General features: G+C 72.0%; 12 protein-coding genes. 7 read left to right on the top strand and 5 right to left on the bottom strand.

Annotated features, from left to right (window positions below):
- Nucleotides 1–23: 23 nt before the first annotated feature.
- Entirely contained in the window at nt 24–353 is a 330-nt protein-coding gene (locus tag AMK25_RS28555) for a hypothetical protein (protein WP_013287729.1), read from the bottom strand.
- Nucleotides 354–532: 179 nt separating this feature from the next.
- Here AMK25_RS28555 and lpdA point away from each other — a divergent pair, with 179 nt between their 5' ends.
- Together lpdA and sucB are read left to right on the top strand one after the other, a co-directional pair.
- A complete protein-coding gene (gene lpdA, locus AMK25_RS28550) occupies nt 533–1,924 on the top strand; it encodes a dihydrolipoyl dehydrogenase (RefSeq protein WP_043329337.1) in 1,392 nt (463 codons plus the stop codon).
- A gap of 65 nt (nt 1,925–1,989) precedes the next feature.
- Entirely contained in the window at nt 1,990–3,822 is a 1,833-nt protein-coding gene (gene sucB, locus AMK25_RS28545) for a 2-oxoglutarate dehydrogenase, E2 component, dihydrolipoamide succinyltransferase (RefSeq protein ID WP_073831468.1), read from the top strand.
- 61 nt (nt 3,823–3,883) lie between these two features.
- Here sucB and AMK25_RS28540 read toward each other — a convergent pair whose 3' ends face one another.
- Nucleotides 3,884–4,819, bottom strand: coding sequence for an SDR family NAD(P)-dependent oxidoreductase (locus tag AMK25_RS28540; protein ID WP_073831467.1), 936 nt, complete (start codon nt 4,817–4,819; stop codon nt 3,884–3,886).
- 148 nt (nt 4,820–4,967) lie between these two features.
- Here AMK25_RS28540 and AMK25_RS28535 point away from each other — a divergent pair, with 148 nt between their 5' ends.
- The 4 genes from AMK25_RS28535 (at nt 4,968) to AMK25_RS28520 (ending at nt 9,082) form a co-directional block, all read left to right on the top strand.
- Nucleotides 4,968–5,534, top strand: coding sequence for a TetR/AcrR family transcriptional regulator (locus tag AMK25_RS28535; RefSeq protein ID WP_073831466.1), 567 nt, complete (start codon nt 4,968–4,970; stop codon nt 5,532–5,534).
- A 44-nt stretch (nt 5,535–5,578) separates the two neighbouring features.
- Nucleotides 5,579–6,904, top strand: coding sequence for a low temperature requirement protein A (locus tag AMK25_RS28530; protein WP_073831465.1), 1,326 nt, complete (start codon nt 5,579–5,581; stop codon nt 6,902–6,904).
- Between the two features lie 208 nt (nt 6,905–7,112).
- Complete coding sequence (locus AMK25_RS28525) at nt 7,113–8,060, top strand: LLM class flavin-dependent oxidoreductase (protein ID WP_073831545.1); 948 nt, start codon at nt 7,113–7,115, stop codon at nt 8,058–8,060.
- 11 nt (nt 8,061–8,071) lie between these two features.
- A complete protein-coding gene (locus AMK25_RS28520) occupies nt 8,072–9,082 on the top strand; it encodes an aldo/keto reductase (protein ID WP_073831464.1) in 1,011 nt (336 codons plus the stop codon).
- Between the two features lie 27 nt (nt 9,083–9,109).
- Here the strand turns inward: AMK25_RS28520 and AMK25_RS28515 are convergent, their stop codons facing one another.
- Both AMK25_RS28515 and AMK25_RS28510 read right to left on the bottom strand, forming a co-directional pair.
- Nucleotides 9,110–9,658, bottom strand: a complete 549-nt coding sequence (locus AMK25_RS28515; protein WP_073831463.1) for a PIN domain-containing protein — start codon at nt 9,656–9,658, stop codon at nt 9,110–9,112.
- Nucleotides 9,659–9,669: 11 nt separating this feature from the next.
- Nucleotides 9,670–10,140, bottom strand: coding sequence for a helix-turn-helix domain-containing protein (locus tag AMK25_RS28510; protein WP_073831462.1), 471 nt, complete (start codon nt 10,138–10,140; stop codon nt 9,670–9,672).
- Nucleotides 10,141–10,260: 120 nt separating this feature from the next.
- Here AMK25_RS28510 and AMK25_RS28505 point away from each other — a divergent pair, with 120 nt between their 5' ends.
- Entirely contained in the window at nt 10,261–11,160 is a 900-nt protein-coding gene (locus tag AMK25_RS28505) for a TIGR01777 family oxidoreductase (RefSeq protein ID WP_073831461.1), read from the top strand.
- Between the two features lie 28 nt (nt 11,161–11,188).
- Here the strand turns inward: AMK25_RS28505 and AMK25_RS28500 are convergent, their stop codons facing one another.
- Nucleotides 11,189–12,424 (bottom strand): extracellular catalytic domain type 1 short-chain-length polyhydroxyalkanoate depolymerase, encoded by a 1,236-nt coding sequence (locus AMK25_RS28500; protein ID WP_073831460.1) that lies wholly within the window; start codon nt 12,422–12,424, stop codon nt 11,189–11,191.
- Nucleotides 12,425–12,481: the final 57 nt, after the last annotated feature.

Below are 12,481 nucleotides of genomic sequence, written 5' to 3'. Positions count from 1 at the left end.
TTTAACACCTGGGTTCAGGTAGCTCAGAACAGCTCGGGACGGCGCTTGCGGCGCTCGTTGTAGTCGCGCATGCGCTGCGGGTACCCCATCAGCCGCACGTCGTAGATCGGAATGGCGATCCGGTGCGCCCAGCGGCGGGCCTCGTCCGGCCCGCCCACACGCCGCCGGGTCCACTCGCCGTCGTCGGCGATCAGCATGATCGTGGTCTCGGTGACCGTCGTGCGGGGTTCGATGTACGCCTCGACGCCCTTACGGGTCCGGACGAAGTTCTCCAAGTGGTCCAGATCGGCGCGGTCGGCGGCACGGTCGCGGCTCGCCGGGGCGGCCCGCTTTCGTCGTCGGAACAACCCCACCGAATCCACTCCTCCCCCAGCGCCGTCATCGTGGACGGTGCCAAGGGTACGTGTCACCGACGTGTCGTTGGGCACCTCGGTACGCGCCCGGTCCGTGGTGGTGACAAGATGACCGAGGTGGGGTGTGCCTGTTACTCCGCCGTAACCCCCGATGCAGTGACGCGACCTGGGAGTTGGATGTGAGCGAGCCGAACGACACGACCTTCGACATCGTCATCCTCGGAGGTGGTAGCGGCGGCTACGCGGCGGCGCTGCGTGCCGCCCAGCTGGACCTCTCCGTCGCCCTCATCGAGAAGAGCAAGCTGGGCGGGACCTGCCTGCACAACGGGTGCATCCCGACCAAGGCGCTGCTGCACGCCGCCGAGATCGCCGACCAGACCCGCGAGTCCGAGCAGTTCGGCGTGAAGGCCGAGCTGGTGGGCATCGACATGAAGGCGGTCAACTCGTACAAGGACGGCGTGATCTCCCGCCTGTACAAGGGCCTGCAGGGCCTGGTCGGCAGCAGCAAGAAGATCACCTTCGTGGCGGGCGCCGGCAAGCTGGTCGGCAAGAACGTCGTCGAGGTCGACGGCAAGCGCTACACCGGCCGTAACGTCGTGCTGGCCTCCGGCTCGTACGCGAAGAGCCTGCCCGGCCTGGACGTCGACGGCGAGCGGATCATCACCAGCGACCACGCCCTGACCCTGGACCGGGTGCCGTCCTCGGCGATCGTGCTCGGCGGCGGCGTGATCGGCGTCGAGTTCGCGAGCGTCTGGAAGTCCTTCGGCGTGGACGTGACCATCGTCGAGGCGCTGCCCCGCCTGGTCGCCGCCGAGGACGAGGAGTCGTCGAAGGCCCTGGAGCGGGCGTTCCGCAAGCGGAAGATCAACTTCAAGGTCGGCAAGCCGTTCGAGAAGGTCGAGAAGACCGACAAGGGCGTGAAGCTGACCATTCAGGGCGGCGACACGGTCGAGGCCGAGCTGCTGCTGGTCGCCGTGGGCCGTGGCCCGAACACCGCCGGCCTCGGCTACGAGGAGCAGGGCGTCAAGATGGACCGCGGCTACGTGCTGACCGACGAGCGGCTGCGCACCAGCGTGCCGAACGTCTACGCGGTCGGCGACATCGTGCCCGGCCTGCAGCTCGCGCACCGCGGCTTCCAGCAGGGCATCTTCGTCGCCGAGGAGATCGCCGGCAAGAGCCCGGCCGTGATCGACGAGGCCGGCATCCCGCGCGTGACCTACTGCGACCCGGAGCTGGCCTCGGTCGGCCTGACCGAGGCGAAGGCCAAGGAGCAGTACGGCGCCGACAAGATCAAGACGTACAACTACAACCTGGGCGGCAACGGCAAGAGCCAGATCCTCAAGACCGCGGGCCACGTGAAGCTGGTCCGGGTGGACGACGGCCCGGTGGTCGGCGTGCACATGGTCGGCGCCCGGGTCGGTGAGCTGATCGGCGAGGCGCAGCTCATCTACAACTGGGAGGCGTACCCGGCCGAGGTGGCGCAGCTCGTGCACGCCCACCCGACGCAGAACGAGGCTCTGGGCGAGGCGCACCTGGCCCTGGCCGGCAAGCCGCTGCACGCGCACGCCTGACACGACAACCGCGGCGTCCGGCGACGGGCGAGAATCCCACCAGGGAATGAAGGAGTCTGGAGAACATGCCGGTATCGGTCACCATGCCCCGGCTCGGCGAGAGCGTCACCGAGGGCACCGTCACGCGCTGGCTCAAGCAGGAGGGTGACACCGTCGAGGTCGACGAGCCCCTGCTCGAGGTGTCGACCGACAAGGTCGACACCGAGATCCCGTCCCCCGCGGCGGGCGTGCTGAGCCGGATCGTGGTCGGCGAGGACGAGACCGCCGAGGTCGGCAGCGAGCTGGCGGTCATCGCCGGCGAAGGCGAGGACGCGGGCGCGGCTCCCACCGAGGAGGCCGAGCCGGCCACCGAGCCGACGGCCGCCGCCGAGGGCACCGGCCCCGAGCCGGAGCAGGCCGAGGAGGCCGCCGCCGAGCCGGGCGCCGAGGCCGAGCAGCCGGCCGTCGAGGAGCCGGCCCAGCCCGCCGCGTCGTCGGGCGAGGGTACGCCGGTGACCATGCCGGCCCTGGGCGAGAGCGTCACCGAGGGCACTGTCACCCGCTGGCTCAAGCAGGTCGGCGAGACCGTCGAGGTGGACGAGCCGCTGCTGGAGGTCTCCACCGACAAGGTCGACACCGAGATCCCGTCGCCGGTCGCCGGCACGCTGCAGGAGATCAAGGTCGCCGAGGACGAGACCGCCGACGTCGGCGCCGTGCTGGCGATCGTCGGGGTGGCCGGCGCCGCGCCCGCGAAGGCGGAGCCGAAGCCCGAGCCCAAGCCGGAGCCCAAGGCCGAGGCGAAGCCCGAGCCCAAGCCGGAGCCGAAGGTCGAGGAGCCCACGCCGGGCGCGGCCTACAACGAGCCGGCCGCCGAGGCGGAGCAGGCCGCGCAGCCGGCCAAGGCCGAGGCGGCGGCGCAGCCGTCCGCTCCGGCCGCCGCGCAGCGCCCGAGCGTTCCGGCCGAGTTCGGCGAGGACTCCGCCGGGTACGTGACGCCGCTGGTGCGCAAGCTCGCCGCCGAGCACGGCGTGGACCTAAGCTCGGTCAAGGGCACCGGTGTGGGTGGCCGCATCCGCAAGCAGGACGTGCTGGAAGCGGCCGAGAAGGCGAAGGCCGCCAAGCCCGCGCCGGCCGCCGCTCCGGCCGCCAAGGCGGAGGCGCCGGCCCAGCCGGCCGCCAAGCCGCAGCCGAGCGCCAAGCGGGGTACGACCGAGAAGCTGCCGCGTATCCGGGCCACCATCGCCAAGCGGATGCAGCAGTCGCTGCACGAGACGGCCCAGCTGACCACAGTGGTCGAGGTGGACGTCACCCGGGTCGCCAAGCTGCGGGCGCGGGCGAAGGAGTCGTTCCAGGCCAAGCACGGCGTGAAGCTGTCGTTCCTGCCGTTCTTCGCGCTTGCGGCGATCGAGGCGCTCCAGACGTACCCGATCGTCCAGGCCAGCATGGACCTGGAGGGCGGGACGATCACCTACCCGGCCGCGGAGCACCTGGGTATCGCCGTGGACACCGAGCGCGGGCTGCTCGTGCCGGTCATCCACAACGCCGGTGACCTGAACATGGGCGGCATCGCCAAGCGGATCGCCGACCTGGCCGAGCGCACCCGGGCCAACAAGATCACCCCGGACGAGATGGCCGGGGCGACCTTCACGGTGACCAACACCGGCAGCCGGGGCGCGCTGTTCGACACCCCGATCGTGCCGTCGCCGCAGTCGGCGATGCTCGGTACGGGCGCTGTGGTGAAGCGCCCGGTCGTGGTGAACGACCCGGAGCTGGGCGAGGTCGTCGCGATCCGGTCGATGGTCTACCTGGCCATGTCGTACGACCACCGGCTGATCGACGGCGCCGACGCGGCCCGCTTCCTCACCGCGGTGAAGGAGCGGCTGGAGGCCGGCAACTTCGAGGCCGAGCTGGGTCTGTAGATCCGAGACGGCGAGGGGGCGCGCGGCGACATGCCGCGCGCCCCCTTCGTCGTTTGCAGCCTCAGCCCTTCAGGTGCTCCTCGGAGACCGTCCAGAGCTGCTCGGCGGCCTCCGGGTCCCGGGCGTACGGGGCCCAGCCGGTCCGCGTGCCGGGCTGGTTCGGTCCGGCCTCCTGGCAGTCCTCGAAGTACCGGCCGCCGACGCCGTCGAGCAGCGGTGAGGTGGCGACCAGCACCGAGGTCGCCGCGCCCTGCTCGGGGGTCTTGAAGGCGGCCGCGTTGCCGCTGCGCATCCGTGCCAGTTCCTCCTCGCTGATGTAGCGCTGCAGGTTGGTCCGGATCGCGCCGGGCATCAGCGCGTTGGTGTAGATGCCGTCGTCGGCCCAGCGCCGGGTCGCCTCGACCGCGAAGAGCACGTTCGCGGTCTTGGACTGCCCGTACGCCAGCCACGGGTCGTACGGCCGCTGCCGGAAGTGGATGTCGGAGAACACCACCGGTGAGCGCAGGTGGGCGCCCGAACTGACCGAGACGACACGCGCGCCCCCGGCCGCGGCGAGCGCCGGGCGCAGTCCGGTGGCCAGCGCGAAGTGCCCGAGGTGGTTGGTCGCGAACTGCATCTCCCAGCCCTGCTCGGTGCGCATCTCCGGGGAGGCCATGATGCCGGCGTTGTTGACGAGCATGTGCAGCGGGCCGTCCCAGTTCCGGACGAACGCGGCCACCGACGCGAGATCGTCCAGGTCGAGCGGGGCGACCAGGATCCCGTCGTTGCCGGTGGCGGCGGTGATGTCGGCGGCGGCGCGCTGACCGGCCTCGGTGTTACGGACCGCGAGGGTGAGGTCCGCTCCGGCGGAGGCGAGCGCGCGGGCGGTCTCCACGCCGATCCCGGAGGCGCCGCCGGTGACGACGGCCCGCCGGCCGGTCAGGTCCAGGTCGCGGACCACTTCCAGGGCGGTGGTCTCGGAGTCGAACGGGGTCGTGACTGGTGTCGGGGTTGTCATGGTCCATCCTTGTCGACGGCGACGCGGACCGATGTCCGCCCGCTACGATCAGAAGCGGAGGATCCTCCGTTACTTGCTCAGCATAACCGGAGGGGACTCCGGTTACCATCGACCCGGGCCTGCGACCCGGTCGAGCCGAGGAGGAACCGTGCCCGACCGTCCGCTGCGCGCCGACGCGCTGCGCAACCGGCAGCGCCTGCTGGACGCCGCGGTGCAGGCGTTTTCCCAGGCGGGCGCGGAGGTAACGCTCGATCGCGTCGCCAAGGAGGCCGGCGTCGGCATCGGCACGCTCTACCGCCACTTCCCCAGCCGGGAAGCGCTCATCGAGGCGGCGTACCGCAACGAGCTGGAGAAGCTCTGCGACGCCGCGCCGTCGCTGCTCGCTACCCGGCCCGCCGACGTGGCGCTGCGGGCGTGGATGGACCGGTTCGTCGACTACCTCGCCACCAAGCGGGGCATGGCCGACGCGCTACGGCTGGTCATCGCCTCCGGCGCCAACCCGTACACGCAGAGCCGCGACCGGCTGCTGGCCGCGCTCGGCGAACTCCTCGCGGCCGGCGCGGCGGCCGGTGTCCTGCGCGCCGACGTGGCCGCCGCCGACGTGCTCGCCAGCCTCAGCGGGGTCTCCCTGGTGGCCGGCGAACCGGACCAGCGCGCCCAGGCCGGACGCCTGCTCGACCTGCTCATGGACGGCCTGCGCCACCGGCCGGGCTGACCGAATCGGCCACCCGGACCGACGTGCGCTGACAGACTCGGCCGGTGGGCTCGTACCGCTGGCGGGGACGCCTGGGGCCGGCGGTGCCGGTGGCCCCCGGCGCCCGCGTCGACCGGTTCGAGATCTTCTTCGACCTGGTCTTCGTCTTCTCGTTCTTCATCATCACCCGGGCCACCGCCCTGCAGGTGAACGGCGGGGCGCTGCTGCACGCGCTGCTGGTCCTCGCCGTGCTCTGGTGGTCGTGGGTCGTGCACAGCGTGGTCGCCACCCGGGTACGCCTCGGCGAAGGCTTCGTCCCGGTGCTCATGACCATCGGCATGGCCGCGCTGTTCACGTTCGCCCTGTCCCTGCCGCAGGCGTTCCGGGACCCCACCGGCAACGCGGCCGGGCCGATGGTCGCGGCGCTCAGCTACACCGTCCTGCGGTTGATCCACCTGCTGTTGTACCGGCACGCCATCCGGGACAGCCCGAACGAGCGCCGGCAACTCCTCCGGTTCGCCCCGGAGCTGATCGGCAGCACCGCGCTGCTGCTGGTCGCCGCGCTGCTGCCGCCGAGGATCGACGACCTGTTCTCCGCGGCGGTGCTCCGGGACGTGCTGTGGGCGGTGGTCATCCTGCTCCAGTACGGCACCGGCATACTCGCCGGCACCTGGGGCTGGGGCGTCGCGTCCGCCGAACACTGGACCGAGCGGTACGACCTGATCCTGATCATCGCGCTGGGCGAATCGGTGATCTCGGTCGGCGTCGGCAGCAATCTGCTCGGCCAGCCGCCCACCTGGCCGGCCGTGGCCGCCGCCGTGCTCGGCATCTTCTTCACCGCCGCGCTCTGGTGGGCGCACTACGACATGATCGGGCCGGCCGCCCGGATCGCGTTGCACGTCGCGCAGGACGGCCCCCGGGTGGCGATGGCCCGGGACGCGTACGCGTACCTGTTCCTGCCGATGATCGCGGGCATCATCCTGTTCGCGCTCGGCGCCGAGACGATCGTGCACGACATCGCCGACCCGAACGTGCCACCGAGCGAGCCGGCGCACGGTCCGGGCGTGCCGCTGCTGTTCGGCGGCGTGATCTGCTACCTCTGCGGCAACATGCTGTTCCAGCTGCGTACCCTGCGCACGCTGAGCTGGACCCGGGTCGCGACGGCGTTGCTGCTCGGCCTGGCCATCCCGGTCGCGGAGCGGGTCCCCGGGCTGGCCGCGCTGGGCATACTCACCGCCATCACCGTCGGCATGGTGGCCGTCGAGGTGATCGTCTTCGACGAGGGCCGGCGGGCCCTGCGGAAGCTGGTCTTCGAGGAACGCGCCAGCCACGAGGCGCACGAGGCGGCCTGGCGGGCCCGCTGGCACGACCGGCGCGACGAAGGCGAGTGAACCAGCGTCCCGCCGCTTCCGTGGAACCTGCCGGATCGGCGCTCCCCGCCGGCCTGGCCCGCCTCGACGCGGCGTGAGGTGTCTTGTTAAGAAGGGGCCCTTTCACCTCCTCAGACGTTAAGAAGGGGCCCTTCCTTACGGTTCGGCCGTTGGCAGAATCGGCGGGTGCGGGGTGGCCGGCGACGCGGCGCGCGCCGATGCTGAGGCGATGGCGACCTTCTCCGTACAGGCCCATCCCACCGACGCGGCGAGCTGGACCGAGCTGGCCCGCACCGTCGAGGCGGCCGGTTTCGACGCGCTGTTCGCCGCCGACCACCCCGGCGACTGCGCGTCGCCGTTCGTCGCGCTGGCCGCCGCGGGAGCCGTGACCAGCACACTGGGCCTCGGCTCGTACGTCTCCAACGCCGCCGTCCGGGAGCCGATCCTGCTCGCCGCCGACGTGGCCACGCTGGACGTGGTCTCCGGCGGGCGGGCCCGGCTCGGCCTCGGCGCCGGGCACACCCCGGCCGAGTGGCGGGCCGTCGGGCGCGAGCGCCCGGACGTCGCCGGCCGGGTCCGCCGCTGCGTCGCGGTGGCCGAGGCGGTACGGGCGCTGCTGGCCGGCGACGAGGTCACTGTGGACACCGAGGAGCTGACCGCGTACGCCGCCCACCTCAAGGAGCCCCGACCGGTCCAGGACCGGATCCCGCTCACCGTCGGCACCGCGAACTCGGCGCTGCTGCGCTGGGCCGGGTCGCACGCCGACGTGGTGGGGCTGACCGGCTTCGGGCGTACCCTCTCCGACGGCCACCGGCACGAGGTCAGGTGGCGGACCGACCAGATCGAGGCGCAGCTCGCCCACGTCGCGGCCGGCGCCGCCAGCCGGGAAACGCCGCCGGTGCTGGAGGCGCTGGTCCAGCACGTCGCGGTCACCGACGACGCGGAGGCGGTCGCGGCGCCGCTCGCCGCGAAGCTCGACCTCACCGTCGACGAGCTGCTCGCCACCCCGTTCGCGCTGGTCGGCACCGCCGACGAGATCGTCGCGGCGGTGGCCGGGCACGAGCGCCGCTGGGGCGTCACCCACTTCGCGGTACGCGCGGGCGCGGTGGCGCCGCTCGCGCCGCTGCTGCCCCGGATGGCCGGAAAAGCGCTGGACTTCGAGCCCGCTCGAAAGTGAACACTGTGCCCATGACGACGACACGACGGCTGGGTCGCAGCGGCATCGAGGTCAGCGCGATCGGCATGGGCTGCTGGGCGATCGGCGGTCCGCTCTGGGACGGCAGCCAACCGCTCGGCTGGGGCGAGGTGGACGACGACGAGTCGGTACGCACCATCCACCGGGCCCTCGACCTGGGCGCGACGCTGTTCGACACGTCCAGCAACTACGGCGCGGGGCACAGCGAGCGGGTGCTCGGGCGCGCGCTGGCCGACCGCCGGGACCGCGCGGTCATCGCCACCAAGTTCGGCTACCCCACCGACGAGGCGACACGGCAGGCCCTGGGCGAGGACGCCACGGCGGACTACGCCCGGCGCAGCCTGGAGGGTTCGCTGCGTCGGCTGGGCACCGACCACGTCGACCTCTACCAGCTCCACCTGGGCGGCCTGCCCGTGCCGCAGGCACTCGACCTCGTCGGCACCCTGGAGGACCTGGTCGCCCAGGGCAAGATCCGGGCGTACGGCTGGAGCACCGACGACCCCGCCTCGGCACGCGCCTTCGCCGAGGCCGGACCGCACTGCGCGGCGATCCAGCACGACCAGTCGGTGCTGCGGGACAACGCGGCCATGCTCGCGGTCTGCGCGGAGTTCGACCTGGCCGCCCTGAACCGGGGGCCGCTGGCGATGGGCCTGCTCACCGCGAAGTACCAGGACGCGCCGGCCGCCCGGGGCGACGACGACGTGCGCGGCCTGGCCCCGGAGTGGCTGGACTGGTTCACCGGCGGCGTACCGCGCGCCGAGTGGGCGCAGCGGGTGGCCCGGGTCCGCGAGGCGCTGACCGTCGACGGCCGCACCCTCGCCCAGGGCGCGCTGGGCTGGCTGCTCGCCCGCAGCCCGCACACCCTGCCCATCCCCGGCTGCCGGACCGTCGCGCAGGCCGAGGAGAACCTCGGCGCGCTGGCGTACGGGCCGCTGCCGCAGGACGCGTTCGCGGAGGTGGAGCGCCTGCTCGCCGACCTGCGTACCGCACCGGCCAGCGCCTGACCGCCAGGGGCTCGCTGCGGAGGGCGCCTAGAGGTGTCGGCGGACCTCCGCGGCGAACCGGGGCAGGCCGGTGCGTCCCAGCAGTACGAGCAGACCCGGTACGGTCGTCGGCTCCCTGCGGTAGGCCGCCGCCTGCCGGTGCAGGACGTCGAGTGTCTGCCCCGGGTAGAGGTCCAGCTGATCGAGCAGGAAGTCGTCCGGATGTACCGCCACGATGTCGAAGGGCTTGAGTGACGGCTCGGGAAAGTCGCCGACGTTGAACGTGACCAGCACCTCCGCGTTCGCCCGGACGGCGGCAGCCAGCACGTGCCGGTCCTTGGGGTCGTTGGACATGCCGTCGATCAGCGACTCGTATCCGCTGACCATGGCGTCCGGAAACGCTCCGGACATCTGGCTGAGCCGGCGGTCGACCCGCTCTTCCGCGATGCCACGTGCGATCAGGTTGCGTCGCAGCTCGACCAGGATGTCCCTGGACCAGAGGGGTCGGTAGGCGGCGACCTCGGCCAGACGCAACAGGGTGTCACAGAGATGCGCCGGGTAGAGGACGCAGGTGTCGAGAAAGGCCGGGAACGCCACTCAGGCCACGCTCATCTCGTCCTGCGGGGGGTGGCGGTCGCGTCGTACAGGCCGCCTTCCTCAGCGTCGGCGGTCATCTGGTCGAGCGTGCGCCGCCGCGCCTGCCGGGTCCGCTCCTGGTAGTCGAGAACGTCCCGGAGCATGACTCGCCGGTGCCGGCCCCGCATCGTGTGCGGCATCTCCCCCTCGGACAGCAACCGGACCAGTGTGGGCCTGGAGATGTTGAGAAGGTCTGCCGCCTCCTGGGTCGTCAACATCGTGTTGTGCGGCGCGATGGAGATCGCGAGGCCTTCGGACAACGCCGTCACCACGTCCCGCAGCACGCCGTACAACTCGTCCGGGATGTCGATCTCTGACCCGTCCGGCCCGACGAGCCTCGCCCGCGCGCGACCGCCCGCGCCCCGCAACTCCTGTACGAATCTGGCCAGCTCAGCAGGGTCTTCCGGAGGAAGGACGGTACGTTCACGCAGGGCGCTGCTCATGACGCAAGCCTATAGCTATTCGAAAAAAACGCAATCCATTGAGAGAATGAGCGCGGACGTGGCGAGTGAGTGATTTCGCTCAACGCATCCGAATCGCGCTCCGTACTCGAAGATGTGAGTATGCGGATCCTCATGGCCGGCGTGTCCGGCTTCCTCGGCACCCGACTGGTCGACTGCCTCACCGCGGACGGCCACCAGGTCACCCGCCTGGTCCGCCGCCCACCACGCACACCCGCCGAACGCCAGTGGAACCCGTCCGCCGCGCAACTGGACCCGCAGTGCGTCGCCGAAGCGGACGCGGTGGTGAACCTGGCCGGCGCCGGGGTGGGCGACAAGCGCTGGACCGACGAGTACCGCAAGCTGATCCGGACCAGCCGGGTGGACAGCACCACCACGCTCGCCATCACGATCGCGGGTCTGCCCGCCGCCGACCGGCCCGCGGCGCTGCTGAACTCCTCGGCTGTCGGCTGGTACGGCAACACCGGTGACCGCGCGGTCACCGAGGAGGCGCCGGCCGGCGAGGGGTTCCTCGCCGACGTCTGCCGGGTGTGGGAGGCCGCGACCCGGCCGGCCGAGGACGCGGGCGTACGGGTGGTGCGGCTGCGTACCGGGCTGCCGCTGCACCGCGACGGCGGCCTGCTCAAGCCGCAACTCCTGCCGTTCCGGCTCGGCGTCGGCGGCAAGCTGGGCAACGGGCGGCAGTGGCTGCCGTGGATCTCGATGCGGGACTGGCTGAACGCGGCGAAGTTCCTGCTGGACCGCGACGACGTGGCGGGGCCGGTCAACGTGGTCGGCCCGGCGCCGGTCACCAACGCCGAGTTCACCCGGGAACTCGCCCGTCAGCTGCACCGCCCCGCGATCATGCCGATCCCGGCGGTGGCGCTGAAGGTGGTGCTCGGCGGCTTCTCGCAGGAGGCGCTCACCAGCACCCGGGTGCTGCCGGGCGTGCTCGACAAGTCCGGCTTCCCCTGGACGCATCCGGACCTGCCGGGCGCGCTGCACGCCGCCCTCACGGAGTGAGCCCGCGAGGGCGGCGCGGCGTTGCGGTTCAGCAGCCGATCACCCAGTACGCGGGCCCGGTCTGCTTGAGCGTGCTCGTGTAGAACGTGTTGTAGAGGCCCATCCGCTGCCCGCTGCCCAGCGCGTAGGCGTACCCGCCGGACTGGTAGGCCCGCCCGGCCACCACGTGCGCGTAGTTGCTGGCGGTGACGCAGACCGGCGCCGCCGTCGGCGAGGGCGTGGGCGAGGGCGACGCGGTGGGGGTGGGCGACGCGGTCGCCGTCGGGGTCGGGCTCGGCGAGGCGCCGCCACCACCGAGGCCGAAGAAGAGCGCGTCCCGGTACGTCGAACAGATGGTGTCCAGGAAGTACGCCCCGGCGGTGCCGCACTGGTCCGCGCCCGTACCCGGGTCGACGGGGGTGCCGTGGCCCATGCCGGAGACCCGGTAGAGGCGGACCTGGTCGTTGCCGTAGACCTCCAGGCTCGTGCCGGACGGCAGCGTGGAGGTGCTGGTCGGGGTGGTGGACACGCCCAGCACGTTCGTCCACTGGTCCCGCGACTCGACGGCGTTCGCGGTCGCCACCGTGGTGTCGCTGGTGCCGTGCCAGATCGCCACCCGGGGCCGGTTGCCGGTGTAGCCGGCGTACGCGCCGCGGGCCAGGTCGCCCCACTGCGCCGGGGTCTTGTCCACGCCCGGGTTCATGCAGCTGAACGCGGTGACGGTGCTGGTGGCGCAGCGGTACGGAATGCCGGCGATGATCGAGCCGGCGGCGAAGACGTCGGGGTAGGCGGCGAGCATGGCCGCGCTCATCGCGCCACCGGCGGAGAGGCCGCTGACGTACACGCGGGCGGCGGCGGTGCCGTAGTTGGTCTTGGCGTAGTCGACCATCTGCTTGATCGACAGCGCCTCGCCCTGACCGCGGGCGGTGTCACCGGTCTCGAACCAGTTGAAGCAGGAGTTGGCGTTGTTGCCGCTGGGCTGCTGCGGCGCGATGAGCGTGAACTTCCACTGGTCGGCGTACTTCTGCCAGCCGGAGTTGGTGACGTAGGTCGAGGCGTTCTGCACGCATCCGTGCAGCAGCACCACGGCGGGCGCGCCGGCCGGCAGGCCGTCCGGGCGGTACGCGTACATGGTCAGGTTGCCAGGGTTGGAGCCGAAGCCGGTGACCTGGGTGAGCGAGGCGGCCTGGGCGGGGAGGGCGGCGACCAGCGCGGTGGCCGCGGCCAGCACGACCCCGGCCGCCGCTCCGGCGACGCGGGCGATGAGGGATGAGGAGCGGGGCACGGGACCTCCCGATCGTGGAATGTGAACTGAGTCACTTCCGAGTTGCCGCGACGTTAC

The organism is Micromonospora sp. TSRI0369, assembly GCF_001905625.1.
GTDB classification, from domain to species: domain Bacteria; phylum Actinomycetota; class Actinomycetes; order Mycobacteriales; family Micromonosporaceae; genus Micromonospora; species Micromonospora echinospora_A.
This window is presented reverse-complemented; position numbering and strand designations above follow the sequence as displayed.

Coding starts and splice junctions, on each gene's coding strand:
- sucB (WP_073831468.1), top strand. CDS start 1,990: ATGCCGGTATCGGTCACCATGCCCCGGCTCGGCGAGAGCGTCACCGAG.
- AMK25_RS28540 (WP_073831467.1), bottom strand. CDS start 4,819: ATGACAACCCCGACACCAGTCACGACCCCGTTCGACTCCGAGACCACC.
- AMK25_RS28525 (WP_073831545.1), top strand. CDS start 7,113: ATGGCGACCTTCTCCGTACAGGCCCATCCCACCGACGCGGCGAGCTGG.
- AMK25_RS28520 (WP_073831464.1), top strand. CDS start 8,072: ATGACGACGACACGACGGCTGGGTCGCAGCGGCATCGAGGTCAGCGCG.
- AMK25_RS28510 (WP_073831462.1), bottom strand. CDS start 10,140: ATGAGCAGCGCCCTGCGTGAACGTACCGTCCTTCCTCCGGAAGACCCT.
- AMK25_RS28505 (WP_073831461.1), top strand. CDS start 10,261: ATGCGGATCCTCATGGCCGGCGTGTCCGGCTTCCTCGGCACCCGACTG.